The following is a 26,639-nucleotide window of genomic DNA, read 5'->3' as shown; positions in this document are numbered from 1 at the left end:
TACAGTTAATAAGCTTTATGCTTAACGCTGTCCGTTCATTCATCGCGATTTCAGGCGCCTTCTGGCCTGCATGTTGCTATAACTATCACGCTATTTTTGTTATTCTTAGCGACCCTGTAATTGCAAAGTGACGTTATGGAATCCTGGTATTTACTTTATTGCAAACGTGGCCAGCTTACCCGCGCGAAAGAACATCTTGAGCGCCAGGCGGTGCATTGTCTCAGCCCCATGATTGCCTTAGAGAAACTGGTGCGCGGCAAGCGTACTCAGGTAAATGAGCCGCTGTTCCCGAACTACCTTTTTATTGAGTTCGATCCGGAAGCGATTCATACCACGACCATCAGCGCCACGCGCGGCGTCAGCCATTTCGTTCGCTTCGGCAATCTGCCCGCGACCGTGCCGCAGGACGTGATCGAAGCGCTGCAAACGCAGGCGACGGTAACGCTGCCCGCACCGACGCTACCGCAGCCCGGCGACAGAGTATTGATTACCGCTGGCGCTTTCGAAGGCCTGAAGGCAATTTTTACCGAGCCGGACGGCGAGGCGCGTTCTATGCTGCTGCTTAACCTGCTGAATAAGCAGATCGTCCGCAGCCTGGACAATCGGCAGTTCCAGAAACTCTGAGGCTACTGTGCGTTCAGACGGAAAAGCGCTCGCGCATTGCTGTCGCACTGCTGCCCCAGCGTAGCCGCCTCTTCGCCGCGCAGTAGCGCGACCTGTTCCACGATATGCGGCAAAAAGCACGGCTCGTTACGTCGCGATGCAGGGCGGGGACGCATGTCGCGCGGCAGCAAATAAGGCGCGTCCGTTTCCAGCAGCAGCCTGTCAGCAGGAATAAGCGGCATCAGCTCGCGCAGCTCAAGTCCGCGACGTTCATCGCACACCCATCCCGTAATGCCGATATAAAGCCCGGCAGCCAGACAGGCTTCCAGCTCCGCTTTCGTGCCGGTAAAACAGTGTACGACCGCGCCGGGCAGCTTTGGCAGCCAGGGCGTCAGGATAGCGAGAAAGCGATCGTGCGCTTCGCGGCAGTGCAGAAAAACGGGCAGCTGCAGATCGGCCGCCAGCTCAAGCTGAGCATTAAAGGCGTAAGCCTGCTGTTCCGGCCCGCAGATGTTGCGGTTGAAATCCAGCCCGCACTCGCCAATCGCCGCCACTTCCGGGCTTTCCGCCAGCCTTCTTAAGGTGGCGGCCGTTTCCGCCGACCATTCGCTGGCGTGATGCGGATGAACGCCTGCCGTAGACCAGCAGTAGCCGGAACGACGTTTCGCCAGGCTCTGCGCCTGCTGGCTTTCCAGCGCGTTGGTGCCGGTAATCAGAATGCCGGTGACGCCCGCATCAACGGCGCGTTTTACAACCTTGTCGCGATCTTTGGCGAACTGCGTGCTGGTCAGATTGACCCCAATATCAAACATAGCGTGTTCCAAACAGTAACCGCCCTTACGGGCGGTTATTTTTTAATGTGGGCAGGCCTTCGCGGCTACTCCGTCTCCTGGTCACTCTCTTCCCGCCGTAATCCGGTATAGAAACGGGAGAAGAACACGCCGACCTCAAACAGGCAGTACATCGGAATGGCCAGCAGCGTCTGGGAAAGCACATCCGGCGGCGTCAACAGCATACCTACGATAAAAGCGCCGACCAGAACATAAGGCCGCTTCGCCTTCAGTTCCTCCGGCGTGGTCACACCGGTCCAGCACAGCAGCACGATAGCAATCGGCACCTCGAAAGAGACGCCAAACGCCATAAACAACGCCATTACGAAATCGAGATAGTTATTGATATCGGTAGCGATCTGCACGCCGTGCGGCGCGGTTTTAGCGAAGAACCCAAAGGCCAACGGGAAGACAACAAAGTAGGCGAAAGCCATCCCTATATAGAATAGGAATGAACTGGAAATCAGCAGCGGCACCACCAGCCTGCGTTCGTGGCGGTAAAGCGCGGGCGCGATAAAGGCCCAGATTTGGTAAAGGATCACCGGTACCGCAAGGAAGACGGAAACGATCATGGTCAGCTTGACCGGCGCGAAAAAAGGCGAAGCCACGTCGGTCGCGATCATGCTGGCGCCCGCTGGCATCTGCTCGATCAGCGGCGCGGAAACCAGCTGATAAATATCGTTGGAAAAGTACGCCAGGCAAAGGAAAATCGCTACCACGGCGATAATGCAGTTCAGCAGGCGCTTACGCAGCTCAATCAGATGGCTGATAAGCGGTTGGGTATCTTCAACAGCCATGTTTAGCGTTCATCCGGTTGGGTGGTGGAAACAGGCGCACGGCTGGAAAGCGTCGGCGCTTCGTCTTTAACGGCCTTTGGCTTTTCAGGCGCGGCGGCAGGCGCCGTATTCGACGCGGCGTCCGGCTTTCCGGCGGCGGTTTCATAAGGTGCGCTGGCAGCGGCAGGCGCTTCAGCAGCCCTGGCCGTCGCGGATTTTGCTACGGCCGCATCGCTTGCAGCAGACGAAGCAGGTTCAGCGACCTGGGCTACCCCGCTTGCGGCAGGTTCGGCAACGTGAACCGCAGCGGACGGTGCTACAGCCGCATCGCTTGCGACAGGCGAAACAGTTTCAGCAACCTGGGCTACACCGCTTGCGGCAGGTTCAGCAACGCGAACCGTAGCAGGGTGCGCTGCTGCCATATCGCTCGCCGCAGGCGAAACATGCACGACTGGCGTATGCTGTTCCTGCTGCACCGCAGGCTGTGGCGCTGCACTGGTTGCTGCCTCTGGCGCCTGCGCCGGGGCGCTGGCCTGATGATCGGCCGCAGCAGGCGTCACGCCTTCATGAGAATCCTCGGCGTTTTTCACCAGCGGATTGTGGATAGTGTTAGCTTCGTCGTCCGCTTTTTCGTTCTCGCCCAGATAGGTACGCTTCATGGATTCCGCCGACTGCTTCAGCTCTTCCATCGAGGCTTTCAGCTCCGGCGACAGGCTGTTTTTACTGGCCTCTTCCACCTTCTTCAGGCTGTCCTGCAGCTCCTGGAGTTTCAGCTCCTGCGCCAGTTCGTTTTGCACATTAGCCGCCAGCGAGCGCAGCGCGCGGATCCAGCCGACCACGGTTTTTACCGCAACCGGCAAACGCTGCGGACCCAGCACTACCAGCCCGATAATAAACACCAGAATCAGTTCACTAAAACCTATGTCGAACACGGCTTACACCTTGTCGTTCTTAACGTCTTCTTTCTTCGCTTCTGCGTGCTGTTTGTCGGCCAGAGTGGCTTTAAAATCAGCATCGTCGGCATGTGTTTTTGGCTTTTCGTCATCGTCGCTCATGGCTTTTTTAAAGCCTTTGATTGATGAACCGAGATCGGAACCCAGCCCGCGCAGTTTCTTCGTGCCGAAGAGCAGCACAACGATTACGGCAATAATTAACAATTGCCAGATACTAATACCGCCCATAATTTTGCCTCAGATGTCAGTTAATGCAGGTTTCGCAGTATATAAGCCGGGCTGACCGCGCGCAAAGCGCTGCCAGCCCCTCTTTACCTTTCATGACAGTCAGTCGGTTTTACGCCAGCCGACCAGCCAGCTTACCAGACCGCCAGCGACCATAACCGCCGACAGCAAATCCCACTGCGGTCTGGTCAGCAGAATAGCCGTGCCGCTCAGCAGCAGCGTGGCGCCAATACCGAACAGATAGCGCGACTGATGATGCCGCACCCGGTCGTTGCGCAGATCGTAAGAAAGCTTATCGACGCTGTGCTGCAGATGCTTGTGCCGCTTCAGGCTTTCGTAAACCAGCTCCGGCAGCTCCGGCAGTTTTTCCGCCCAGAACGGCGCTTTTTCTTTCAGCGCGCGCACGATAGCCGGAATGCCAATCTGATCTTTGATCCAGTCTTCCAGGAACGGCTTGGCGGTTTTCCACAGGTCTAGCTGCGGATAAAGCTGTCGTCCGACGCCTTCCACATACAGTAGAGTTTTCTGTAACAGCACCAGCTGAGGCTGCACTTCCATGTTGAAGCGGCGCGCCGTATTAAAGAGGTTCAGCAGCACGTGACCGAAGGAGATTTCCGCCAGCGGCTTTTCAAAAATCGGTTCGCAAACGGTACGAATAGCGAACTCGAAATCCTCTACGTTGGTATCCGCCGGCACCCAGCCGGAATCAACGTGCAGCTCGGCAACCTTGCGGTAATCGCGATTGAAGAAGGCGATAAAGTTCTCCGCCAGATACCGCTTATCTTCTTTATTCAGCGAGCCAACGATACCGCAGTCGATACCGATATATTGCGGATCTTCAGGATGCTCATAGCTGACAAAAATGTTGCCCGGATGCATATCGGCGTGGAAAAAGCTGTCGCGGAACACCTGGGTAAAGAAGACCTGCACGCCGCGCTCGGCCAGCAGCTTCATGTTGACGCCGCGCTGTTCGAGCTGCACCACATCGGAGATTGGAATGCCGTAAATGCGCTCCATCACCAGCATGGTTTCGCTACAGTAGTCGGAATAGATTTCCGGCACGTAAAGCATGTTGCTGCCTTCGAAATTACGGCGCAGCTGAATGGCGTTAGCCGCTTCGCGCAGCAGGTTCAGTTCGTCTATCAGCGTTTTTTCGTAATCGGCCACCACTTCCTGCGGACGCAGGCGGCGCCCGTCCGGTAACAGGCGAGGCACCCAGGCCGCCATGCGGTTGATCAGCTTCATATCGGCTTTGATCACCGGCAGGATATCCGGACGAATAACCTTAATGACCACTTCCCTGCCGTTTTCCTTCAGCGTGGCGGTGTGTACCTGCGCGATGGAAGCGGAAGCAAGCGGCGTGATCACAAAGTCATCAAACAGGGTTTCCACCTTGCAGCCAAGCGACATCTCAATCTGTTTTTTCGCCTGTACGCCATCGAAAGGCGCGACCTTGTCCTGCAGCATCGCCAGCTGATCGGCGATATGCGGCGGAAAAAGATCGCGTCGCGTGGACATCATCTGACCAAATTTGATCCACACCGGGCCAAGCTGCTCCATGGCTAACCTGATACGCTCGCCAAGCTGACGCTCTTTGTGCAAATTAGGCATCCAGAACAGCGTCCGGCGCCACAGGCGCAGCGGCAGCGCCAGCCGGGTTTTCGGGATTAGCTCATCCAGTCCATAGCTCAAAAAGATACGGATAATAAAATAGAGACGACGTATTTCTCCGAGGGTCATTTGCCCTCCAGTTGTTTAAGGCGGGTTTCCAGCGCAGCCAGCTCGCGAGCGGCGGCGTCGACTTCTTCAGCAAACCAGGCAAGCTCCAGGCCGCCCGGCGCCAGGCGCCACTCTTCCGTCAGCGCCTGACCCAGATAGCTCTGTTTACGATCAAGATTGCCGCGCACCAGCTGCAACCCGCGACGGGCGGCCTGGCTGATGCCCTGAGCGGCAATATCGCCAATCCAGGGCGCGAGATATTCGGCAGGGTCAAGCTCGGCCAGATCGATCAGCGCGGAGAACTGCTGGACGACCTGTAGATCGCCCTCAACCTCCAGCTCGCCGCTGCGGATCAGGCTGGTTAACTGCTGACGATCGCGCAGCTTGCGCAGCGTCGCCAGACGGGTTTTCACCTTGCAGTCCGGCGTGTCGCACCAGTCGACCAGCACATCGACCTGTTGGTCGCTGAAGATAAAGATCAGCGGCTGCTTAAGCTCGGCCAGCTCAATGGCCAGGCTGCGGCCGTTAAGACGCTGACGCGCGGCTTTCAGGCCGCGATCGCGATAAAGGATCTGATTGAGCGCCGTTTCCAGCCCTGCGGTTAACAGCGGCGTTAAGGTCATTCGCTATCCTGTTCAGAACTTGAATCCGCGGTGCAGCGCAACGATGCCACCGGTAAGATTGTGATAGGTAGTATTCTCGAAGCCGACATCATCCATCATCTGCTTTAACGTATCCTGATCCGGATGCATTCGGATAGATTCGGCCAGATAGCGGTAGCTTTCGGAATCTTTCGCCACCAGCTCGCCGATACGCGGCAGCACGTGGAATGAGTAGGCGTCATACGCCTTGCTTAGCGGCTCCAGCAGCGGTTTGGAAAACTCCAGCACCAGCAGGCGTCCGCCCGGCTTCAGCACGCGGAACATCGAGGCCAGCGCCTTCTCTTTTTCGGTGACGTTACGCAGGCCGAAAGCGATAGTGATGCAGTCGAAATGATTGTCCGGGAACGGCAGCGCTTCGGCGTTAGCCTGCACATAGTTCACGTTGCCGATGATCCCGTTGTTACGCAGTTTCTCACGGCCTACTTTCAGCATGGAGCTGTTGATATCCGCCAGCACCACTTCACCCGTTTCACCTACCAGGCGAGAGAATTTAGCGGTCAGATCGCCGGTACCGCCGGCCAGATCCAGGACGCGCTGTCCGCGACGCACGCCGCTGCAATCGATAGTAAAACGTTTCCAGACACGGTGGATGCCGAACGACATCAGATCGTTCATCAGGTCATATTTGGCCGCAACGGAATGGAAAACATCAGCCACCATTTCAGCTTTGTCGCTTTTCGCTACCGTGCGAAAGCCGAAGTGCGTGGTATCCTTTGATTCATCTGCCATTTGTTTTGCCTGCTCTGCAATCAGTTATCTGCCAAGTGTATCAGAGTCCCGCAGGCCAGGCACAGCCTTGCGGGTTATTCATTAACTCGGGCCGCGCCTGGCCCGGTTTGCGTCGCCAGATACGCGACATCTTCCTCATCTTCGTTCTCTTGCTCGTCAGCCTCATCCGGCATCGCCTGCGCGACCAGGCGGGGATTAATAGGCCGCTTGATGGCCACGCCCAGCTGCCGAAAACTTTCCGTCTGCGCGATCAGGTTGCCCCGCCCTTCCGCCAGCTTCTTCATGGCCTGACGATAGCTTTCGCTGGCCTTATCGAGGCTTTGCCCCATTGCCGACATGTCGTCGACAAACAGGCGCATTTTGTCATAGAGCTTAGCCGCTCTGTCGGCGATGCGCTGGGCATGACGGCTTTGGTGCTCGTAGCGCCACAGGTTATTGATGGTGCGTAGCGCCACCAGCAGCGTGGTGGGGCTGACCAGCATGATGTTTTGACCCAGCGCCTCGTTGATCAGTTCCGGCTGACGGTCAATAGCGACCAGAAAAGCGGGTTCGACCGGAATAAACATCAGCACGTAGTCCAGCGATCGCAGGCCGGGCAGCTGCTGATAATCTTTGCGGCTCAGCAGGCGGATATGGCTGCGAATGGCCGCAACGTGCTCGCCGATGGCCGTTTCGCGCGTGGCTTCATCTTCGCCGTTGAAATAGCGTTCGTAAGCCACCAGCGTCATCTTCGCGTCGATCACCACGTCTTTGCCCTGCGGCAGACGCACAATCACGTCCGGCTGCATACGGGCGTTATGCTCCAGCTGAATATTGACCTGGGTTTCATATTCGTGCCCTTCCCGCAGGCCGGAGGCTTCCAGCACGCGGCTGAGCACGACTTCGCCCCAGTTTCCCTGCATTTTATTGTCGCCCTTCAGGGCCTTGGTCAGGTTAATCGCTTCCTGCGCCATTTGGGCATTGAGCTGTTGCAGATTGCGGATTTCATGAGAAAGCGTATGGCGCTCGCGCGCCTCCTGGCCGAAGCCTTCCTGGACCTGGCGACGAAACCCTTCCAGCTGTTCGCGCAGCGGCGAGAGCAGCCCGTCCAGGCTCTGGCGGTTCTGCTCATCGACGCGGCGGTTGCTGTGTTCGAAAATACGGTTGGCAAGGTGTTCAAACTGCGCGTTCAGCCGCTGTTCGCTGTTGACCAGCAGGCGCTGCTTCTCTTCCGCCGCCATTCTGCTCTCTTCAAGCCGAATGGTGACCTCGCGCAGTTCCGCCTCCTGGGCGCTGTTGATCTCCAGCTGGGTGCGCAGTTCGCGCGCCAGCTGTTCGGCCTCGCCGCGCCAGTGGTCAAGCTGGGTGAGTTTCTCCTGGGTAGCGGCGAGCGTGCCGTGCAGCTGACGCAGCTCCAGCTCCTGCTGTTTTTGCGCCTGCTGCTGCTGGCTCTGTTGCTGCGTCAGGCGATCGCGCTCCTGCTTCAGCTGCTCGCTGGCCTGTTGCAGCAGCCTGCGCTCCGTTTCCTGGTGCGCCGCGCGCTGCTGGCTGTGATACCAGGCGATAAGCCAGCCGACCAGCGCGCCCGCCAGGCCTGAGCCAATGCCGTAACCGATTATTGCATCCACGCGCCTTCTCCCGTCCAGGCTTCTCTGGCAGAAAAGGTAAGGGCAGGCCGTGGCAATGTCGAGTTAAAAAGCGCGATGTAACGGGATCGAGGAGGTTTTCATCAGGATGTCAGAGACGGCTCGAAAAATTTGCCGTGGGTAGCGCAAGGGCGAAACCATTAAGGGAGCCGCGCTCCCTTAATGAAGGCTGAAGAAGTTAGCGAAACTGGTCTCAACGGCCAGGCCAGAGGTTGGCGAGGCCGATCTCAACGTCTAGATCAGACGGCGCGCCGCCTCAACTACGATACGCACCGCATCGCTTTCGGTTTTCTTCATGGTTTCCGCATCGGGAATTTCCTGCTGGGTGCGGTTCACGATCACGCCCGCCACCATGCCGGCACGCAGACCCTGGCTGGCGCACATGGTCAGCAGCGTGGCGGATTCCATTTCGTAGTTCAGCACGCCCATTTGCTGCCACTCTTTCATGGAGTTCTGGAAACGGCTTACTACGCGGCCAGAAAAGGTGTCGTAACGCTCCTGTCCCGGATAAAAAGTGTCGGAAGACGCGGTGACGCCGATATGCGTGGTCGCGCCAAGCGCTTTCGCCGCTTCGACCAGCGCGGTGGTGCAGGTAAAATCGGCCACGGCCGGGAATTCCAGCGGCGCAAAGTGCAGACTCGCGCCGTCCAGACGCACGGAGCCGGTGGTTACCAGCACGTCGCCCACGCTGATGTCAGGCTGGATAGCGCCAGTTGTACCTACGCGCAGAAAAGTACGGATGCCCAGCTGCGCCAACTCTTCTACCGCGATGGAGGTGGAAGGGCCGCCGATACCGGTTGAACAGACGATAACGGCCTTGCCGTCAATGTCGGCGCGCCAGGTGGTGAATTCGCGGTGCGACGCCAGATGAACCGGATTATCCATCAGCGCGGCAATCTTTTTAACGCGCTCGGGGTCGCCTGGCACAATGGCAAGGGTGGCGCCCTGAAGATCGGCTTTGGTTAAACCCAGGTGAAAAACGTCTGACTGTGCCATGACAAGATCCTGTAATTAAAAGGCGATGAAGCGCTTACAGTAGCGCAAAGCTGTGTGAATTTATGTGAGTAAATTCACTCTGAGTAATGAAAGTTACATTTGGAGTCTATTGAATCGTGACGGTAATCACACAAAAAAGCCTTCCCGCACGAATCGCGCTGTCGGAAACCGATAACGCCGTCGAAGATGACAGGCTGACCTTCACCCGATCGAAACGTAATCCTGGCTATAGTTAGCTGATTGCGCTACTGCATGTATGGAGAGGACAATGAAAAGCGACGATAATCCGACTCAAACATTGAGCAATAAGGGATTCGCTCCTGCGGTTTCACCTGCCGCATCGACCACCATCATTACCGACAGCGCCGACATCGTTTCCGGCGAAACGTCAATTCCAACGCAGGGCGAGAATATGCCTGCTTTCCACGCCAGACCGCGTCAGGCCGATGGCCCGCTACCGGTGGTGCTGGTCGTGCAGGAAATTTTTGGCGTGCACGAGCATATTCGCGATATCTGCCGTCGCCTGGCGACCGAAGGCTATCTGGCCGTCGCGCCCGAACTCTATTTTCGCGAGGGCGATCCCGCCGAGTACGATGATATTCCCACGCTGTTTAAAGAGCTGGTCAGCAAGGTGCCGGATAGCCAGGTGCTGGCGGATCTGGATCACGTAGCCAACTGGGCATCGCGCCACGGCGGCGATATGCGCAATATGGCCATTACCGGCTTTTGCTGGGGCGGCCGGATAACCTGGCTCTACGCCGCGCACAATCCTCAGCTGAAAGCGGGCGTTGCCTGGTATGGCAAGCTGACAGGCGATAAAACCTTGCAGCAGCAGAAGCACCCGGTTGACGTCGCAGTTGACCTGAACGCGCCGGTATTGGGGCTGTACGGCGCGCAGGATGACGGCATTCCGTTGGCGAGCGTGGAAACCATGCGTCAGGCGCTGCGGGCGGCGAACGCCAAATCGGAAATCGTGGTTTATCCCGAGGCCGGGCACGCGTTTAACGCCGATTATCGTCCCAGCTATCACGAAGAGTCGGCCAAAGACGGCTGGCAGCGAATGCTGGCCTGGTTCAGGCAGCACGGCGTCAGCTAACGCTCAGGCCCGCCTCAATCGGCGGGCTGAGGTTGCTGACAAACTCAAACTTAGGCCGCTTGCAGATTGATGAAAAGCGGCAGAGGCAGATCGGAACACGGACACGCCGTAGATACGTCCATGTAGGCTCGTTTCGCGCGTCCATGCGCGAAAACGGTCCGCTTATCCGCTCAGCCTCTGCCACTGTGAAACAGCTGGGTTGCTGTAAGAAACACCAGGATGCATCCGCTATTTAGGTTTGTCAGCAGTCTGAGCCCGCCTCAATCGGCGGGCTTTTTTTATGCCACCCTCGCTGCGGGCACAGCGCCAGCTTCATCGCTCGTACATTCCAAACGCCGCTAAATGTCATTAATAAAAGAGAGGCCCACGGGCAACACCACCATCAGACAGCGGCTTTGCGAAGATTGCGGGCCGCCTCCACCATATTAGCCAGCGCCTGACGGGTTTCCGGCCAGCCGCGCGTTTTCAGGCCGCAGTCCGGGTTCACCCACAAACGCTCCACCGGAATACGCTTCGCCGCTTTCAGCAGCAGCGCCTCTATCCATGCCACGCTTGGCACGTTTGGCGAGTGAATGTCGTAAACGCCCGGGCCGATTTCGTTCGGATAGTCAAATTCCTCGAACGATTCCAGCAGTTCCATATCAGAACGTGAGGTTTCGATGGTGATCACATCCGCATCCAGCGCGGCGATAGAATCCATGATGTCGTTGAATTCGCAATAGCACATATGGGTGTGGATTTGGGTAGCATCCTGCGCCACGGCGGCGTTCAGGCGGAACGCGTCTACGGCCCACTCCAGATAGACAGCCCACTCTGACCGCCGCAGCGGCAGGCCTTCACGCAGCGCCGGCTCATCAATCTGGATAATGCCGATACCGGCTTTTTCCAGATCGGCCACTTCGTCCCGCAGCGCCAGCGCGATCTGCTTAGCGATGGTTTCACGCGACACGTCTTCACGAGGGAAGGACCAGCAAAGAATGGTTACCGGGCCGGTCAGCATCCCTTTTACCGGCTTGTCGGTCAGCGACTGCGCGTATTTCGCCCACTCGACGGTGATCGCTTCCGGCCGACTGACGTCACCGATAATCACCGGCGGCTTCACGCAGCGGGAGCCGTAGCTCTGTACCCAGCCGTTTTGCGTAAAGGCAAAGCCGTCCAGGTTTTCGCCGAAGTATTCCACCATGTCGTTGCGCTCCGCCTCGCCGTGAACCAGCACGTCCAGCCCCAGCCGCTCCTGCTCCACGATCGCCTGTTTGATATGTTCAGCAATGCCGGTGCGGTAGCTCTTTCCGTCCAGACGCCCCTGTTTGAAATCCAGGCGCAGGCCACGGATTTCGGTGGTCTGCGGGAAAGAGCCGATAGTGGTGGTCGGCCAGGCCGGCAGCTGAAAGCGCTGGCGCTGGGCTTCGGCACGCGCCTTATAGCTGCTGTGGCGCTCGCTGTCTTTCGCGGTGATAGCGGCCAGCCGTTTGCTGACGGCCTCGTTATGCACGCGCGCAGAGTCCCGGCGGGCGCGGATGGGCGCGCTCCAGGCTTCCAGCGACCGCGCGTCATTGTGGTTTAACGCATGGCTCAACAGCGCCAGCTCCTGGCATTTCTGTAGCGCAAAGGCGAACCAGCTTTTTACTTCTTCATCCAGGCGGGTTTCGGTACTTAAATCGATGGGGCTGTGCAGCAACGAGCAGGAAGAGCCGATCCATAGCCGCTGACGCTTGCCGACCAGCGGCTGTAAACGCTCAAACCAGCTGCTGAGATCGGCGCGCCACACGTTACGGCCGTTGATTACGCCGACGGAAAGCAACCAGTCGGCCGGCACTTTAGCGTTCAGCGCGGCGATATCGTCCTTGCCGTGTACCAAATCAACATGCAGACCCTGAACCGGCAGCTTAACGATAGCGTCCAGGTTGGTGCCGACGCTGTCAAAGTAGGTGGTCAGCAGCAGTTTAGTTTGCCCTTGCAGCGCCTCGTAAGCCGGTTTAAAGGCGTTGAGCCACGCCTGCGGCAGCTCCAGCACCAGCGCAGGCTCGTCGATCTGCACCCATTCGATATCGCGCTTCGCCAGCTCGCTCAGCACCTGCTGGTAAACCGGCAGAATTTCGGTTAAAAGGCTCAGACGGTCGAACGGCTCGCCCTTGACTTTACCCAGCCACAGATAGGTCACCGGGCCAAGCAGCACGGGCTTCACTTTATGGCCCAGCGCCAGCGCTTCGTCCACTTCGTCCAGGATCTGCGTCCAGCTAAGCTTAAACTGCTGCCCCCGGGTAAATTCCGGCACCATATAGTGATAGTTAGTGTTAAACCATTTGGTCATTTCAGCCGCCGCCGCAGGTTCGCCGGTCGGCGCACGGCCACGGCCCAGACGGAACAACGTATCCAGATCGACAGAGCCATCTTTATTTTGATGACGGGCAGGCACGTTGCCCAGCAGCAGGCTGGTAGTCAGCACATGATCGTACCAGGCGAAATCGCCGACCGGTACATAGTCTACCCCAGCCTGTTTCTGCTGTTCCCAGTGGCGGGCGCGCAGTTCGCGGCCTACCGCCAGCAGCGCTTCCTGCGTGCTGTTGCCCGCCCAGTAGCTTTCCTGTGCTTTTTTCAGTTCGCGACGCAGGCCAACGCGGGGGAAGCCGAGCGTATGGTTCAGAATAGTCATCAATGCGTTCCTCAGTTACCGCCCGCTGTCGTGGCAATCGGGCTTTTAGACGTCCAGATGTTTACACATCTATAATCCGCAGGTACTGTATTCACCACAAGCGCAAATTGTTCATTGTCGATGTGAAGGACTCTCATGATCGAACTCAAACACCTGCGGACGCTGCAAGCGCTGCGCAACAGCGGTTCGCTGGCCGCCGCCGCCGCTCAGCTTCATCAGACACAGTCGGCCCTGTCCCATCAGTTCAGCGATCTGGAGCAGCGCCTGGGCTTCCGCCTGTTTGTGCGTAAAAGCCAGCCGCTGCGCTTTACGCCGCAGGGCGAAATCTTGCTGCAGCTTGCCGAGCAGGTGCTGCCGCAGATCCAGCACGCTTTACAGGCCTGCCACGAACCGCATCAGGCCACGCTGCGTATCGCTATCGAGTGCCACAGCTGTATTCAATGGCTGACGCCAGCGTTGAGCAACTTCCGTCAGAGCTGGCCGCAGGTGGTGATGGATTTTAAATCCGGGGTGACTTTCGATCCCCAGCCCGCGCTTCAACAGGGGGAGCTGGACGTGGTGCTCACCTCCGATATTTTGCCGCGCAGCGGGCTGTTCTATTCGCCGATGTTTGATTTTGAAGTTCGCCTGGTGCTGGCGCCCGACCATCCGCTGGCGCAGGTTGATCATATTTCACCGGAAGATCTGGCCAGCGAAGTGCTGATGATTTATCCGGTGCAGCGGCAGCGCCTGGATATCTGGCGGCATTTCTTGCAGCCCGCAGGCGTCAGCCCGGCGTTAAAAAGCGTGGATAATACGCTGCTGCTGATCCAGATGGTGTCCGCGGGCATGGGCATCGCCGCCCTGCCGCACTGGGTTGTGGAAAGCTTTGAGCATCAGGGGCTGGTGGTGACCAAAACGCTCGGCCAGGGTTTATGGAGCCGTTTATATGCCGCCGTGCGCGACGGCGAGCAGCGTCAGGCAGTAGTCGAAGCTTTTATCCGCTCCGCCCGCCAGCACGCCTGCGAGCATCTGCCGCTGGTCAGGGACGCTTCCGCGCCGGGCACGCCGCTGCCGACCTCTTTGCATCATTCCTGAGCGGCCAGTACGGGCGATCGCTTTTGCGCGGTGGCCCTTTTAGCGCAGCCGCGCCCTTATAACGCGCTGGCCGCCTGCCTTTTTGCTGACGGTATTCCTTTATCCAGCGCCATTTGTCTCTATAATGCGGCCAACGATCCTGAACCAATGAGATTTTTATGACCAATAATGACGTTTTGCGCAGCGTGCGCTACATGCTGAGCCTGAGCGATGCTCAGATGGTTGGCATCCTGGCGCTGGCGGAAAGTGAAGTCAGCGAAGCGGAAATGCAAAGCTTCCTGAAAAAAGAAGACGAAGCGGGCTTTCGCGCCTGTCCTGACGTGGTAATGGGCTATTTCCTGAACGGGCTGATTTTTCAGCGCCGTGGCAAAAGCGAAGATGCGCCTGAGCCTTCTGTCGAACGCAAGATGACGAATAATATTATTATTAAAAAACTGCGCATCGCTTTCGATTTAAAAACCACGGATATTATTGACGTGCTTAAGCTGGCGGACTTCGCCGTGGGCCAGTCTGAAATTGGCGCTATTTTCCGGAAGCCAGGGCATAAAAATTACCGTGAATGCGGCGATCAGATTTTAAGGAATTTCCTGAAGGGAATGACAATGAAATTACGCCCTGCCCCTGTTAAAAAAGCTTAAATATTAGTGCAGCCTTCGGGCTGCCTGCTATTTAAAACGCTATCAAAAAATGCATTATTTATATTTGCTTCCTGCCTTTACGGGGTAAGTCACCCCTCATAATATCCGCCTGATATTTACACGTTGTAAATACAGCGAACCATGAAAGTGGATATATTATGAGAGCGCCGTTATCAGCGAAGCAGGTAAAAACCACGACACTACCAAAACTATTTTCGACACGCTTTTTTCTAAAGTTTATAGGCTGCTTTCCCCGTCAGCGCTGAGTTATAGCACCGGGCAGGTAACGACAGCGGGGGAAGATAGCGGTAGCCGTATTGGCAAAACCAGTAAAACGAATGTGAATCTGCTGGTCAGTAAATCACGGCCGCGCCTGGTTCACTAACGAGCCAGGCAAAGGCGTTAAGCAGGGCGTGTCGCGCCCTGCTTTTTATCGTCGTGCTATTTTTTGATCACCCAGTGTCGATGTACCCATAGCGAAGCGAAAATTACCGCTGCGCCAACGATAAAGCTCGGCCAGTGCGGCTGCTGCTGCCAGATTGCAAGGTTAACCAGCAATCCGGCGGGCACGTGCATATTATTCATAATGCCCAGCGTGCCGGCATCAACCTGCGTCGCGCCGTAGTTCCACATAAAATAACCCAGCCCGGAAGCCGCCACGCCCAGCCAGATCAGGATGCTCCACTGTAGCGTGGTGGTCGGCAGCTTCTGCGGATTGCCCCACAGGCACCAGGCGATAATCGCGACGAGCGCCGCGCCCATATAAAACCAGGAAAAGGCGGCGTGCTGCGGCATCGGACGCGTTTCCTGCAGGCGCTTGTAACCCACCATGCCAACGGCAAAGCAAAGGTTGGCAAGCTGCACCAGCAGCAGGCCAAACCAGAAGTGGTCGCTGACCTTGTCGTAGCGAATAATCGCCGCGCCCGCCACCGCCAGCAGCGCGCTCAGTGCATAGCCGGGGCGCACGCCTCTTCCGCTCATCAGGTCATAAATCAGGGTGATATAGAGCGGCGTCATCACCGTAAACAGCAGCAGCTCGGAAACGCTGAGGTAGAGGTAAGCCTCAAAGCTGAACAGATACATAATACCCAGCTGCAGCGCGCCTACGCCCATATAGAGCAGCAGCGTTGATGGCCGATAGCCGCGCCAGCGCAGAAACGGCAGGAAAACCACGGCGGCCAGCAGCAGACGGATCAGCACGGAAAAGACGCTGTCGACCTGGCCTGCCAGATATTCGCCGATCAGGCTGAACGAAAAGGCCCACAGGATAGTGGTGATTATCAGTAAGATCACGATAAAAACTCGCTGGTGAAAAGTGGGCACAGTGTAGCGAAATCAACGTGGACGCGGGGAAATATCTGGTTGACATCTGATTGCAAAATGTACGCTCCTGTTTTTATCCTGCCGTTTGAGTGAGCCTGCTCACACTCCTTGCCGGCATGGCTAAAAGCATTCAGAGAAGCGTGCCGCATAATTCGTTTGATTGTCATAAAAATGTAACCTTTGGGTTCTTCTTCACAGCGAGGCCGCGCGTTTTCTTTTAGGCTCCTTCCGCTACGGATCGCGTTTATCTGTTGCTGCACGACGAAAAAAACGAATATAAATTGCCATTGGAGGCTGTTATGTTATCTGTTTTTAAACCTGCGTCGCATCGAACGCGCGTTGACACCAGCGAAATCGATCCGCTTTATCGTAAATTACGCTGGCAGATATTTTTTGGTATTTTCTTCGGCTATGCTGCCTATTATCTGGTGCGGAAAAACTTTGCGCTGGCGATGCCTTCGCTGATCGAGCAGGGTTTTTCTCGGGGGGATTTAGGCTTTGCCCTTTCAGGTATTTCCATCGCCTACGGATTTTCTAAATTTATTATGGGATCCGTTTCCGATCGCTCGAATCCACGCTACTTTTTGCCCGCCGGTTTAATTCTGGCGGCGGCGGTCATGTTGTTTATGGGATTCGTTCCCTGGGCCACCTCCAGCATTACCGTGATGTTCGTGCTGCTGTTTTTATGCGGCTGGTTCCAGGGCATGGGCTGGCCGCCCTGTGGACGCACTATGGTGCACTGGTGGTCGCACAAGGAGCGCGGCGGTATCGTTTCCGTCTGGAACTGCGCGCACAACGTCGGCGGCGGCCTGCCTCCGCTGCTGTTTCTGCTGGGCATGTACTGGTTTAACGACTGGAAAGCGTCGCTTTATATGCCCGCTTTCGCCGCCATTCTGGTGGCCGTCATCGCCTTTGCGTTAATGCGCGACACGCCGCAATCCTGCGGTCTGCCGCCGATTGAAGAGTATAAAAACGACTATCCGCCTGACTATGATAAAAGCCAGGAAGAGGAGCTGACCGCCAGGCAAATTTTTATGCAGTACGTACTGCCCAACCGGCTGCTCTGGTATATCGCGCTGGCCAACGTATTTGTCTATCTGCTGCGCTACGGCATTCTCGACTGGTCGCCGACTTATTTAAAAGAGGTGAAGCACTTTACGCTGGATAAATCCTCCTGGGCCTACTTTCTTTATGAGTACGCCGGCATTCCCGGCACGCTGCTGTGCGGCTGGATGTCCGATAAGGTCTTCAGGGGCAATCGTGGCGCGACCGGCGTCTTTTTTATGGTGCTGGTGACGATCGCCACCGTGGTTTACTGGCTGAATCCTCCCGGCAATCCGGGCGTGGATATTACCTGCATGATTGTAATCGGCTTTCTGATTTATGGGCCAGTAATGCTGATTGGGCTGCACGCCCTGGAGCTGGCGCCGAAGAAAGCTGCGGGAACGGCGGCGGGCTTCACCGGGCTGTTCGGCTATCTTGGCGGCTCGGTGGCCGCCAGCGCTATTGTCGGCTACACCGTAGATTACTTCGGCTGGGACGGCGGCTTTATCGTGATGATCGGCGGCGGCGTGCTGGCCGTTATCCTGCTGGTTATCACCATGCTGAACGAACACAGGCACAAAAAAGAGGCAACGCAATGAAAAAGCTGATAGCTATGCTGCTGCTGGGCGCTTCGTTCGGCGCAGTAGCCGCGGAAACACACAAGATTGTAATTGCCCATCGTGGCGCGAGCGGCTACCTGCCGGAACACACGCTGCCCGCCAAAGCGATGGCTTACGCGCAGGGATCCGACTTCCTTGAGCAGGATCTGGTGATGACCCGCGACGATCGGCTGGTGGTGCTGCACGATCACTACCTGGATCGCGTAACGGACGTGGCGGAACGCTATCCCGACCGCGCCAGAAAGGATGGACGTTACTATGCCATCGACTTTACGCTGGCCGAAATCAAGGGGCTGAAGTTTACGGAAGGCTTTACGCTAAAAGACGGTAAGAAAGTGCAGACTTATCCGCAGCGTTTCCCGATGGGCAAATCGGACTTCCACGTGCATACCTTTGCCGAAGAAATTGAATTTATTCAGGGCCTGAACCACTCGACGGGCAAAAATATCGGCATCTACACCGAAATTAAAGCGCCGTGGTTTCACCGCCAGGAAGGCAAAGATATCTCCGCCAGGGTACTGGATGTGCTTAAGCAGTACGGCTATAGCTCGAAAAGCGACAACGTCTATCTGCAATGCTTTGACCATAACGAACTCAAACGCATTAAAACGGAGCTGGAGCCGCAAAGAGGCATGGACGTCAAACTGGTGCAGCTGATCACCGAAACGGACTCAAAAGAGACGCAGGAGCAGCAAGACGGGAAATGGGTGAACTACAGCTATGACTGGATGCTGCAACCGGGCGCGATGAAAACGCTGGCCCGTTACGTCGACGGCATCGGCCCTGATTATCATATGCTGATTGCCAACGGCTCGACCAAAGGCGCGGTTCACTTTACGCCGATGGTGAAGGAGGCGCATCAGAATGGCCTGGTCGTGCATCCCTATACCGTGCGGGCCGACCAGCTGCCCGGCTGGGTGGATAACGTGGACGAGCTGTACGATGCGCTCTATAACCAGGCGGGCGTGGACGGCCTGTTTACCGATTTTCCGGATAAGGCCGTGCGCTTCCTGAAGCGGTAAGCGTTGCCGCCTCTGTAACCAGAGGCGGCTTTTACCGGCTTCAGACGTTGTAGAGCTTGCGCAGATAGTTCGGCACCGCGTTATCCGCATTGCTGCCAATCACTTCCAGTTCCGGCAGCAGATCCTTCAGGCGCTGATGCGAGTTGCTCATGATGCAGCCTTTGCCCGCCATGTTCAGCATCTCTTTGTCGTTCATGCCGTCACCAAAAGAGATGCAGTCCGCCAGCGTAAAGCCCAGTAGTCGGGATACCGCGTCCAGCGCGTGACCTTTGGAAACGCCGCCCGCCATCACTTCCAGACAGGTCGGCAGCGAGAAGCTGACGTTAACCCGATCGCCCCAGCGCGCCATCAGCGCCTCTTCCAGCGGGATCAGCAGTTCCGGCTTAGCGCAGGTAAAGAACACTTTGCTGATGCCGTCGGTTGGCAGCGAATCCGGCTGATAGGTCTGGTAGTTAAAATTGGACTCGCGGAAAAAATCCATCTCTTCCGGGCGGTGGCGGTTAAGGAACCACTCTTCATCGCGGTAGACGTTGGTATAGATATCCTGGTGGCTGTGATGCAAAGCAAAAAGCTCACGGGCAATGTCTTCTTCCAGGTTATGGCTGAAGATCAGCTCGCCTGCGGTATTGTGCACGCGCGCGCCGTTCGAGGTGATCATATAGGCATCAATACCCAGGCTGTCACGCATCTGCCCGACATCAATGTGATGGCGACCGGTGGCGAACACAAAATGGACGCCCTTTTGCGTCAGCAGCTGGAGCGTTTCACGGGCGAAAGCGGATAAACGGTGATCCGGCGACAGCAGCGTGCCGTCGAGATCGGAAGCAACAATCGGGTACATAAAACCTCTGTTAATGGTGAGCTACGGTTGCTATATCTGAGCAGTAAAATCAGGGATGCCGGGCAAAAAACGCCGTAATGGCCTCCAGCGCCTCGGCGCGCATGCTGTCTTTTTCAAACAAGATCTCATGACGCGCGCCTGCGATAATCAGCGGGCCCTCGCAGGGGTTTCCCGCCGCTTTCATGGCCTGGCAAAAGAGATCCTGAGCGCGGTTATCCACCACCTTATCCGCGCTGGCCTGTAACAGCAGCAGCGGCGTCTTTATCTCTTTTGCCTGAGCCAGAATGTTTTTGCCGGCCAGAACGCCTTCTCTGACCCAGTGATAAGTCGGCCCGCCGACGCGCAGCCCCGGATCGTCGGCGTAAAAGCGCAGGTTGCGCCGGTAGCGCTCGCGGCTGTGGGTCAGCTGGTTCATCCCGAACGGCCTGGGCTGCCACTGGCCGGTGCCGATCGCGTAACCGTCGCGCACCACGGGACGCTTTTCCGCCCAGTTCAGAATACAGTGCGTCATCCACAGCGGCATCGGCAGGAAGATCCCGAACATCGGCGCGGCCAGCGCCACGGCGTTAAAGGCCTGCGGCTGCCTGGCCAGCATCAGCGTCAGGATCGCGCCGCCCATTGAGTGCGCCAGCGCATAGCGATGCTGATAGTGACGGCTGAGGATCGCTTTCAGATAGAGCGTCTCCAGATCTTCAACATAGTGGTCGAACAGCTCCACATGGCCGCGATGGCTATCCTGCAGCAGCCTGCCGGAACGGCCCTGCCCGCGATGATCGACAATAATCACATCATAGCCGCAGTGAAACAGGTCGTAGGCCAGCTCCGGATATTTTACGTAGCTTTCGATACGTCCGGGGCAAATCAGGATAACGCGGTTGTGTTGCGATGACGTGAAGCGAACGTAGCGAATGGGCACGTTTTCCACGCCGATAAACTCGTCTTCTTCCCTCCGCCGCCAGAAATCCAGCAGCGGGCCGGTGGCGAAAGCGGCAAAAGCTTTTTCACGATTTCGCCAGCCATGCTTTTTCATTGACCCGACCTCCGCTTTTTTCACATTCCGCCCGGCGCCGTAGCCTGCGCAGCCGCAATGGCGTATTGTGTCATACTTCTGTGCTATCAGGGAGTCTGACCCAATGACCATGCAGTGGTGGCTGGCCTATCTGTTAACGACCAGCATCTTAAGCCTTTCGCCGGGTTCCGGCGCAATCAATACCATGAGTACCGGCATCAGCCACGGCTATCGCGGCGCGGCGGCCTCTATTTCCGGCCTGCAGGTTGGGCTGGCGGTGCATATTCTGCTGGTTGGCATCGGCCTGGGCGCGCTGTTTTCCCAATCCGTGCTGGCTTTTGAAGTGCTGAAATGGGCGGGCGCGGCTTACCTGATCTGGCTGGGCATCCAGCAGTGGCGCTCGGCAGGCGCGATAGATCTTCAGGCGGTCGCCAAAGCGATGCCGCGCCGCAGGCTGTTTAAGCGTGCGGTGCTGGTGAACCTGACCAACCCAAAAAGCATTGTTTTTCTGGCGGCGCTCTTTCCGCAGTTTATCATCCCGCACCAGCCGCAGGCGATGCAGTATCTGGTGCTGGGCGTGACGACGGTGGTGGTCGATATCATCGTGATGATCGGCTACGCCACGCTGGCGCAGCGGATTGCGGCCTGGATTAAAGGGCCAAAACAGATGAAGCTGTTAAACCGCCTGTTTGGCGGCATGTTTATGGCGGTCGGCGCGCTGCTGGCTTCCGCCCGGCGTATTGCCTGATGCATTAAAGGCTGGCATGGAGGACGCGCCGTCCATGCCAGCCCGCGTCTTCCCCGTTCTCCGGCCGCACGCCCGGCCTACTCTTCGCCGTCGACGTGCTCGCGGATCATCACCATAAACGGCTTGCCGAAGCGCTCCAGCTTGCGCTGACCAACGCCGTTGACGCTCAGCATTTCTGAGGCGGTCAGCGGCATCTGCTCGGCCATTTCTATCAGCGTGGCGTCGTTAAACACCACGTAAGGCGGAATGTTCTCTTCATCGGCAATGGCTTTACGCAGCTTACGCAGCTTGGCGAACAGCTTGCGATCGTAGTTGCCGCCAAACGATTTCTGATTGCTGTTGCGCGGCTTGACGCTGACCATGCGCGGCACCGCCAGCAGCAGCGGCACTTCGCCACGCAGCAGGGGACGCGCCGCTTCCGTTAACTGAAGCGCGGAATGCATCGCAATATTTTGTGTCGCAAAGCCCAGATGAATAAGTTGACGGATCACGCTTATCCAGTGCTCGTGGCTCTGATCGCGGCCAATGCCGTAAACCGGCAGCTTGTCGTGCTGCATATCGCGAATACGCTGATTGTTGGCACCGCGCAGCACCTCCACCACGTAGCCCATACCAAACCGCTGGCCGACACGATAAATGCAGGAAAGCGCCTTTTGCGCCTCTACCGTGCCGTCGTAACGACGCGGCGGATCGAGACAGATATCGCAGTTGTCGCAGGGCTGCTGCCGCCCTTCGCCAAAGTAGTTCAGCAGCACCAGACGGCGGCAGGTCTGCGCTTCCGCAAAAGCGCCCATCGCGTTCAGCTTGTGGCGTTCAATATCCTGCAACGGCCCCGGCGCTTTCTCTTCCAGACAGCGGCGCAGCCAGGCCATATCGGCCGGATCGTACAGCATCAGCGCTTCCGCCGGCAGGCCATCACGACCGGCACGGCCCGTTTCCTGATAGTAGGATTCGATATTGCGTGGGATATCAAAGTGCACCACAAAGCGCACGTTGGGCTTGTTGATGCCCATGCCGAAGGCGACCGTGGCGACGACGATCTGGAGATCGTCACGCTGGAAGGCTTCCTGCACGCGGGCGCGATGCACGTTATCCATTCCGGCATGATAGGCGCCGACGCTCAGGCCACGGCTTTGCAAACGCGCGGCGGTGTCTTCCACCTTCGCGCGGCTGTTGCAGTAGATGATGCCGCATTTGCCGCGCTGATCCTGCACGTAGCGGATCAGCTGATCCGTCGGCTTGAATTTTTCCACCAGCGTATAGCGGATATTGGGACGGTCGAAGCTGCTGACCTGGATCAGCGGATCGTCAAGCTGGAGCAGGCGCGCGATATCGTTACGGGTGGTTTCGTCGGCGGTGGCGGTCAGCGCCATCACCGGCACGTCCGGCAGCCGCTGACGCAGCTGGCCCAGCGCGCCGTATTCCGGACGGAAATCGTGGCCCCATTGCGAAATACAGTGGGCCTCGTCTACGGCCAGCATCGCCGGATTCCAGTGCGCCAGATTATCCAGGAAGTTATCCATCATCAGGCGTTCAGGCGCGATATAAAGCAGCTTGATCCGGCCCGTGCGGCAGCCGGCGAAGACCTCCTGCTGCTCTTCCCGCGTCTGCGTTGAGTTCAGACAGGCGGCGGCCACGCCGTTAGCCAGCAGCTGGTCGACCTGATCCTTCATCAACGAGATCAGCGGCGACACCACCAGCGTCAGCCCTTCGCGCACCAGCGCCGGGATCTGATAGCAAAGCGATTTGCCGCCGCCGGTCGGCATGACCACCAGACAGTCGCGCCCTTTCAGCGACGCCTGAATAATAGTTTGCTGCCCCGGACGAAATTGCTGATAGCCGAAGGTTTCCTGCAAAACCTGTTGCGTCAGCATCTCCTGATTGATCACTGCAGCCGTAGACACGTGTACTCCAACTTGATGGCGGGCGACGCGTGATGGCCGCCCGGAAAGCATTAAAACAGGTCGTTCAGAATGACGCCGACGCCGACCCTGGTCTGACGATGGTTATAGTCAATCAATGATTCACCATAGCCGCTAAAGACTTGCGTATAGAAACGGACATGTTCGGTAATCGGGTAGCTCCAGCCTGCCTGCGCGCCGCCGAAACCGCTGTTCCAGTTGTAGTTGCCCTGGAGGCTGAAGACGCTTTCGCCCAGCTGATAGCCGACCGTCATGCGATAATACCCCATGTACTTAGTGATATCAGGGTTATCGTCATCATTTTCACCTTCCGGAAGGCGATACCAGGGTTTGGCTTCCACCATCCAGTTGCCGTTCTGCGCCATCAGGCGAGCGTAAACGCGGTTCCAGCTGCGGGAGGTCGGCTCCGATCGGCCATTGGACTGGTGATTCAGGCCCAGCTCCACGTCGCGCAACGTCCAGCCGGCGAAGCTGTAGTCGGTGGCCCAGCCCAGGAAAATCTGCGGCTGATAATCCGTTTCACGGAACGGCGACGAGGCGCCACGGTTAGAGAGCTGCCACCAGGAGGACTGAGTATAAGAGGCGGCAAGCACCGAGTTGTCACCTAAAATGCCCCGCCAGAGAGGAAAGGCCAGGCTCAGCTGGAATTTTACCTCATCGTGCTTCGCCTTATTCGACCAGTTATAGGAATCAATCGCCTCTTTGTTGATGTTGCTGGTATCGGTGTACAGCAGATAGTTGCTTTCATAAGGAAAAAGCACAAAAGGGTTGTCATGCTTTTCCAGAAGATTAGCAATAATACTGCCACGCACCGCGGGCTGGTCATGCACCTCTGTGACCTGAGCCTCTTGCGCCAGGGTCAGACAGGGAAAAAGGAGCGCTGCAGCCAGCGGGCCTTTCAGCATCGACATAAGATTCTCCAGAACTGATAAGGGTGATGGATAAAAAGCACGCCATTCTACACAGAATTGCTGGTCGGCATTAGTGCTGTTTTTGTAAAGTAAACGACCCGTTAACAACGGATAAAAATAGTCAATCTGATAAGCGACTTACGTTGTAAAGGAATTTTGCTATGACTTCATCTGCGCCGCTCGATCGGCAGGCCGCTCGCCGCCTGATTGGCGACATCTTTGTTTATGATATGCCGTTTAACCGCACGCTTGGCCTCACGCTGGATCGGCTGGAGCCGGATTATGCGGAGCTGAGCTTCGCAAACCAGCCGCAGCTGGTGGGCAACATCGCACAAAAGATTCTGCACGGCGGCGTGATTGCGGCCGTACTGGACGTGGCGGCCGGTCTGGTCTGCGTCAGCAGCTCGCTGACCCGCCAGGAAACCATTACGGAAGAAGAGCTGCGGCAGCGCCTGTCGCGCATGGGCACTATCGATCTGCGGGTCGACTACCTGCGGCCCGGCCGGGGCGAACGCTTTATCGCGACCAGTAGCCTGCTGCGCGGCGGCAATAAGGTCGCGGTGGCACGGGTTGAGCTGCATAATGACGCTGGTCTTTATATTGCCAGCACTACGGCAACCTATCTTGTAGGTTGATTTCCCAACATTAACGGAGTGATGTTACATGGATGCGCAGCAAACTCGTCAGGGCATTTTTTATGCCCTCGGCGCTTATTTTATCTGGGGCATAGCACCTGCCTATTTCAAGCTTCTTCAGCAGGTCGCACCGGGCGAAATCATCACCCATCGGGTGATCTGGTCGTTCTTTTTTATGCTGCTGTTGCTGAGCGTCAGCCGCAGCTGGGGCAACGTAAAAGCGATTTTTAAAACGCCGAAGAAGGTGCTGCTGCTGGCGGTTTCCGCCACGCTGGTGTGCAGCAACTGGCTGATCTTTATCTGGGCGGTGAATAACCAGCATATTCTCGAAGCCAGCCTGGGCTATTTTATCAACCCGCTGTTAAACGTGCTGGTAGGGATGCTGTTTCTGGGCGAACGCTTCCGGCGTCTGCAATGGCTGGCGGTGGCGCTGGCCGTCTGCGGCGTGATTATCCAACTCTGGAAATTTGGGTCGGTGCCGGTCATTGCGCTGGGTCTGGCGGTGACCTTTTCGCTGTACGGCCTGATGCGCAAAAAAATCGCCGTCGACGCGCAGACCGGTATGATGATTGAAACCAGCTGGCTGTTGCCCTTCGCCGCTATTTATCTTTTCGGCATTGCGGACAGCAGCACCAGCCATCTGACGCAGAATCCCTCGTCGTTAAACCTGCTGCTGATCGCTGCTGGCGTGATAACCACCGTGCCGCTGATGCTGTTTACCGCCGCCTGCACGCGCCTGCGCCTCTCTACCGTTGGGTTTTTCCAGTATCTTGGCCCAACGCTGATGTTCCTGCTGGCGGTGATCTTTTACGGTGAGAAAATGACGCCGGATAAAGTGGTGACGTTCAGCTTTATCTGGGCGGCGCTGGCCTTATTTATTTTCGATGCGCTTATAACGTTAAAACGCAGGCGGCCCGCCGAGGTCTGACCGTTAATTGCTTTCCCCGGTTTTCCTGGCCGGGGAAAGTAACACTTAAGTAAAAACTTTATAACCTGACGTACCCATCGTAAATCAGTGCAAATCTTTTGGCACAGTACGTCAGGATAATGCCAGAATAGACGCGTGTTTAACTACTGAGGACAATATTCACTCCACCAGGATGAGAAGCAATAGCGTGGATGAGTTGTAAATCTATGGACAGTTTGTTCATTTCCCTGATACTTCCTGCATTTCCCCCCCTCCGGCTTGCCTGCCGTCCCGTCGCTGACCAGCACTGGCGTTTCGCGCTGTAGCGCACTCTTTACGGATTTTCTGCCGCGCATCGATTGCGCTCATTATTTCAGTTTCCGGAGAGAGAAAATGTTTTATTGGTTATTATTGGCGCTTGCCATCGTTTTTGAAATTGTTGGCACGCTGGCCATGAAATGGGCCAGCCTTAACGGCCACGCTGCCGGTTATTTTTTTATGCTGGCAATGATCGCCCTTTCTTATATTACTTTGTGTTTCGCCGTTAAAAAAATTGCGCTGGGCGTGGCCTATGCTATTTGGGAAGGCGTCGGCGTGCTGTGTATTACGCTGTTCAGCGTCATGCTGTTTGACGAGGCGCTGCCCCTGATGAAAGTGGCCGGACTGGCGACGCTGGTGACCGGTATTGCCCTGGTGAAGTCGGGGACGATAAGCCGCAAGGAGGCCAGCCATGCTGCCGCTTAACGGGACGCATATTGCCTGGCTGGTGCTCGCCGTGGTGCTGGAAATTTTAGCCAATATTTTTCTTAAATATTCGAACGGCTTTCGCCGCCCGCTGTATGGCCTGTCGTCGATTGTTGCCGTGCTGGCGGCCTTTAGCGCGCTGGCGCAGGCAGTTAAAGGTATCGATCTGTCGGTAGCCTATGCGCTGTGGGGAGGCTTCGGCATCGTCGCTACGGCGACGGCGGGCTGGATACTGTTCGGTCAGCGTCTGAACCGTCGCGGCTGGTTCGGCCTGCTCGTACTGCTGGTCGGCATGGTGTTGATCAAGCTTGCCTGAGAGTGGAGAGCGTCC

General features: G+C 57.0%; 25 protein-coding genes and 1 pseudogene. 11 read left to right on the top strand and 15 right to left on the bottom strand.

Annotated features, from left to right (window positions below; all coding sequences use genetic code 11):
- The first annotated feature begins 135 nt into the window (after nucleotides 1-135).
- Nucleotides 136-624, top strand: coding sequence for a transcription/translation regulatory transformer protein RfaH (gene rfaH, locus QCD69_RS18520; protein ID WP_253457303.1), 489 nt, complete (start codon nucleotides 136-138; stop codon nucleotides 622-624).
- A 2-nt stretch (nucleotides 625-626) separates the two neighbouring features.
- On the opposite strand, the gene tatD is transcribed toward rfaH, so the two are convergent.
- The 9 genes and pseudogenes from tatD to udp all read right to left on the bottom strand — a co-directional run bounded on the left by tatD (nucleotide 627) and on the right by udp (nucleotide 9,118).
- Nucleotides 627-1,415: a 3'-5' ssDNA/RNA exonuclease TatD gene (gene tatD / locus QCD69_RS18515; protein WP_253457301.1), complete on the bottom strand. Its 789-nt coding sequence runs from the start codon at nucleotides 1,413-1,415 to the stop codon at nucleotides 627-629.
- Nucleotides 1,416-1,480: 65 nt separating this feature from the next.
- A complete protein-coding gene (tatC, locus tag QCD69_RS18510; RefSeq protein ID WP_253457299.1) occupies nucleotides 1,481-2,230 on the bottom strand; it encodes a Sec-independent protein translocase subunit TatC in 750 nt (249 codons plus the stop codon).
- Nucleotides 2,231-2,631: 401 nt separating this feature from the next.
- Nucleotides 2,632-3,141 (bottom strand): annotated as a pseudogene (tatB, locus tag QCD69_RS18505) (Sec-independent protein translocase protein TatB); the annotation flags it as partial.
- 3 nt (nucleotides 3,142-3,144) lie between these two features.
- A complete protein-coding gene (tatA, locus tag QCD69_RS18500) occupies nucleotides 3,145-3,390 on the bottom strand; it encodes a Sec-independent protein translocase subunit TatA (protein ID WP_125290683.1) in 246 nt (81 codons plus the stop codon).
- 99 nt (nucleotides 3,391-3,489) lie between these two features.
- On the bottom strand, nucleotides 3,490-5,127 hold the full coding sequence (ubiB, locus tag QCD69_RS18495; RefSeq protein ID WP_253457296.1) for a ubiquinone biosynthesis regulatory protein kinase UbiB: 1,638 nt from the start codon (nucleotides 5,125-5,127) through the stop codon (nucleotides 3,490-3,492).
- Nucleotides 5,124-5,729 carry a ubiquinone biosynthesis protein UbiJ gene (gene ubiJ, locus QCD69_RS18490; protein ID WP_301253056.1) on the bottom strand — a complete coding sequence of 202 codons (606 nt, stop codon included), beginning with the start codon at nucleotides 5,727-5,729 and terminating at the stop codon, nucleotides 5,124-5,126. The genes ubiB and ubiJ overlap by 4 nt, the downstream gene beginning before the upstream one ends.
- Nucleotides 5,730-5,741: 12 nt before the next feature.
- Nucleotides 5,742-6,497 carry a bifunctional demethylmenaquinone methyltransferase/2-methoxy-6-polyprenyl-1,4-benzoquinol methylase UbiE gene (gene ubiE, locus QCD69_RS18485; protein WP_125290686.1) on the bottom strand — a complete coding sequence of 252 codons (756 nt, stop codon included), beginning with the start codon at nucleotides 6,495-6,497 and terminating at the stop codon, nucleotides 5,742-5,744.
- Between the two features lie 74 nt (nucleotides 6,498-6,571).
- Nucleotides 6,572-8,104: a DNA recombination protein RmuC gene (gene rmuC, locus QCD69_RS18480; protein ID WP_301253054.1), complete on the bottom strand. Its 1,533-nt coding sequence runs from the start codon at nucleotides 8,102-8,104 to the stop codon at nucleotides 6,572-6,574.
- Between the two features lie 252 nt (nucleotides 8,105-8,356).
- Nucleotides 8,357-9,118, bottom strand: coding sequence for a uridine phosphorylase (udp, locus tag QCD69_RS18475; protein WP_253457286.1), 762 nt, complete (start codon nucleotides 9,116-9,118; stop codon nucleotides 8,357-8,359).
- A gap of 268 nt (nucleotides 9,119-9,386) precedes the next feature.
- Here udp and QCD69_RS18470 point away from each other — a divergent pair, with 268 nt between their 5' ends.
- Nucleotides 9,387-10,214, top strand: a complete 828-nt coding sequence (locus QCD69_RS18470) for a dienelactone hydrolase family protein (protein WP_253457283.1) — start codon at nucleotides 9,387-9,389, stop codon at nucleotides 10,212-10,214.
- A gap of 382 nt (nucleotides 10,215-10,596) precedes the next feature.
- On the opposite strand, the gene metE is transcribed toward QCD69_RS18470, so the two are convergent.
- Nucleotides 10,597-12,867 (bottom strand): 5-methyltetrahydropteroyltriglutamate--homocysteine S-methyltransferase, encoded by a 2,271-nt coding sequence (gene metE / locus QCD69_RS18465; protein WP_301253053.1) that lies wholly within the window; start codon nucleotides 12,865-12,867, stop codon nucleotides 10,597-10,599.
- A gap of 135 nt (nucleotides 12,868-13,002) precedes the next feature.
- Here metE and metR point away from each other — a divergent pair, with 135 nt between their 5' ends.
- Together metR and QCD69_RS18455 are read left to right on the top strand one after the other, a co-directional pair.
- Nucleotides 13,003-13,944 carry an HTH-type transcriptional regulator MetR gene (gene metR / locus QCD69_RS18460; RefSeq protein ID WP_253457277.1) on the top strand — a complete coding sequence of 314 codons (942 nt, stop codon included), beginning with the start codon at nucleotides 13,003-13,005 and terminating at the stop codon, nucleotides 13,942-13,944.
- Between the two features lie 158 nt (nucleotides 13,945-14,102).
- The gene (locus tag QCD69_RS18455; protein WP_301253051.1) at nucleotides 14,103-14,582 is read left to right on the top strand and encodes a DUF1456 family protein; all 480 of its coding nucleotides are present in this window, start codon (nucleotides 14,103-14,105) and stop codon (nucleotides 14,580-14,582) included.
- Nucleotides 14,583-15,023: 441 nt separating this feature from the next.
- Here QCD69_RS18455 and QCD69_RS18450 read toward each other — a convergent pair whose 3' ends face one another.
- The gene (locus tag QCD69_RS18450) at nucleotides 15,024-15,875 is read right to left on the bottom strand and encodes a carboxylate/amino acid/amine transporter (protein WP_253457272.1); all 852 of its coding nucleotides are present in this window, start codon (nucleotides 15,873-15,875) and stop codon (nucleotides 15,024-15,026) included.
- Between the two features lie 329 nt (nucleotides 15,876-16,204).
- On the opposite strand from QCD69_RS18450, the gene glpT reads away from it, so the two are divergent.
- Nucleotides 16,205-17,548 (top strand): glycerol-3-phosphate transporter, encoded by a 1,344-nt coding sequence (gene glpT / locus QCD69_RS18445; RefSeq protein WP_253457269.1) that lies wholly within the window; start codon nucleotides 16,205-16,207, stop codon nucleotides 17,546-17,548.
- A gap of 14 nt (nucleotides 17,549-17,562) precedes the next feature.
- Nucleotides 17,563-18,591 (top strand): glycerophosphodiester phosphodiesterase, encoded by a 1,029-nt coding sequence (gene glpQ, locus QCD69_RS18440; protein ID WP_436830544.1) that lies wholly within the window; start codon nucleotides 17,563-17,565, stop codon nucleotides 18,589-18,591.
- A 40-nt stretch (nucleotides 18,592-18,631) separates the two neighbouring features.
- Here glpQ and yigL read toward each other — a convergent pair whose 3' ends face one another.
- On the bottom strand, nucleotides 18,632-19,432 hold the full coding sequence (yigL, locus tag QCD69_RS18435; RefSeq protein ID WP_253457265.1) for a sugar/pyridoxal phosphate phosphatase YigL: 801 nt from the start codon (nucleotides 19,430-19,432) through the stop codon (nucleotides 18,632-18,634).
- Between the two features lie 49 nt (nucleotides 19,433-19,481).
- Nucleotides 19,482-20,462 (bottom strand): lysophospholipase L2, encoded by a 981-nt coding sequence (gene pldB, locus QCD69_RS18430; protein ID WP_301253049.1) that lies wholly within the window; start codon nucleotides 20,460-20,462, stop codon nucleotides 19,482-19,484.
- Between the two features lie 103 nt (nucleotides 20,463-20,565).
- Between pldB and rhtB the strand changes: the two genes are divergently transcribed.
- Nucleotides 20,566-21,189 carry a homoserine/homoserine lactone efflux protein gene (gene rhtB, locus QCD69_RS18425; RefSeq protein WP_125290699.1) on the top strand — a complete coding sequence of 208 codons (624 nt, stop codon included), beginning with the start codon at nucleotides 20,566-20,568 and terminating at the stop codon, nucleotides 21,187-21,189.
- 77 nt (nucleotides 21,190-21,266) lie between these two features.
- Here rhtB and recQ read toward each other — a convergent pair whose 3' ends face one another.
- Both recQ and pldA read right to left on the bottom strand, forming a co-directional pair.
- Complete coding sequence (gene recQ, locus QCD69_RS18420) at nucleotides 21,267-23,093, bottom strand: ATP-dependent DNA helicase RecQ (RefSeq protein WP_253457261.1); 1,827 nt, start codon at nucleotides 23,091-23,093, stop codon at nucleotides 21,267-21,269.
- A 50-nt stretch (nucleotides 23,094-23,143) separates the two neighbouring features.
- Nucleotides 23,144-24,022, bottom strand: a complete 879-nt coding sequence (gene pldA, locus QCD69_RS18415; RefSeq protein WP_253457259.1) for a phospholipase A — start codon at nucleotides 24,020-24,022, stop codon at nucleotides 23,144-23,146.
- 161 nt (nucleotides 24,023-24,183) lie between these two features.
- Between pldA and QCD69_RS18410 the strand changes: the two genes are divergently transcribed.
- The 4 genes from QCD69_RS18410 (at nucleotide 24,184) to mdtI (ending at nucleotide 26,624) form a co-directional block, all read left to right on the top strand.
- A complete protein-coding gene (locus QCD69_RS18410; RefSeq protein ID WP_125290702.1) occupies nucleotides 24,184-24,657 on the top strand; it encodes a thioesterase family protein in 474 nt (157 codons plus the stop codon).
- A 28-nt stretch (nucleotides 24,658-24,685) separates the two neighbouring features.
- Entirely contained in the window at nucleotides 24,686-25,585 is a 900-nt protein-coding gene (rarD, locus tag QCD69_RS18405; protein WP_253457257.1) for an EamA family transporter RarD, read from the top strand.
- Between the two features lie 372 nt (nucleotides 25,586-25,957).
- Entirely contained in the window at nucleotides 25,958-26,308 is a 351-nt protein-coding gene (gene mdtJ, locus QCD69_RS18400) for a multidrug/spermidine efflux SMR transporter subunit MdtJ (RefSeq protein ID WP_253457255.1), read from the top strand.
- On the top strand, nucleotides 26,295-26,624 hold the full coding sequence (mdtI, locus tag QCD69_RS18395; protein ID WP_301253047.1) for a multidrug/spermidine efflux SMR transporter subunit MdtI: 330 nt from the start codon (nucleotides 26,295-26,297) through the stop codon (nucleotides 26,622-26,624). Before mdtJ ends, mdtI begins: the two co-directional genes overlap by 14 nt.
- Nucleotides 26,625-26,639 lie beyond the last annotated feature (15 nt).

The sequence above is a fragment of the Erwinia sp. PsM31 genome (genome assembly GCF_030433775.1).
Taxonomy (GTDB): domain Bacteria; phylum Pseudomonadota; class Gammaproteobacteria; order Enterobacterales; family Enterobacteriaceae; genus Erwinia; species Erwinia aeris.
This window is presented reverse-complemented; position numbering and strand designations above follow the sequence as displayed.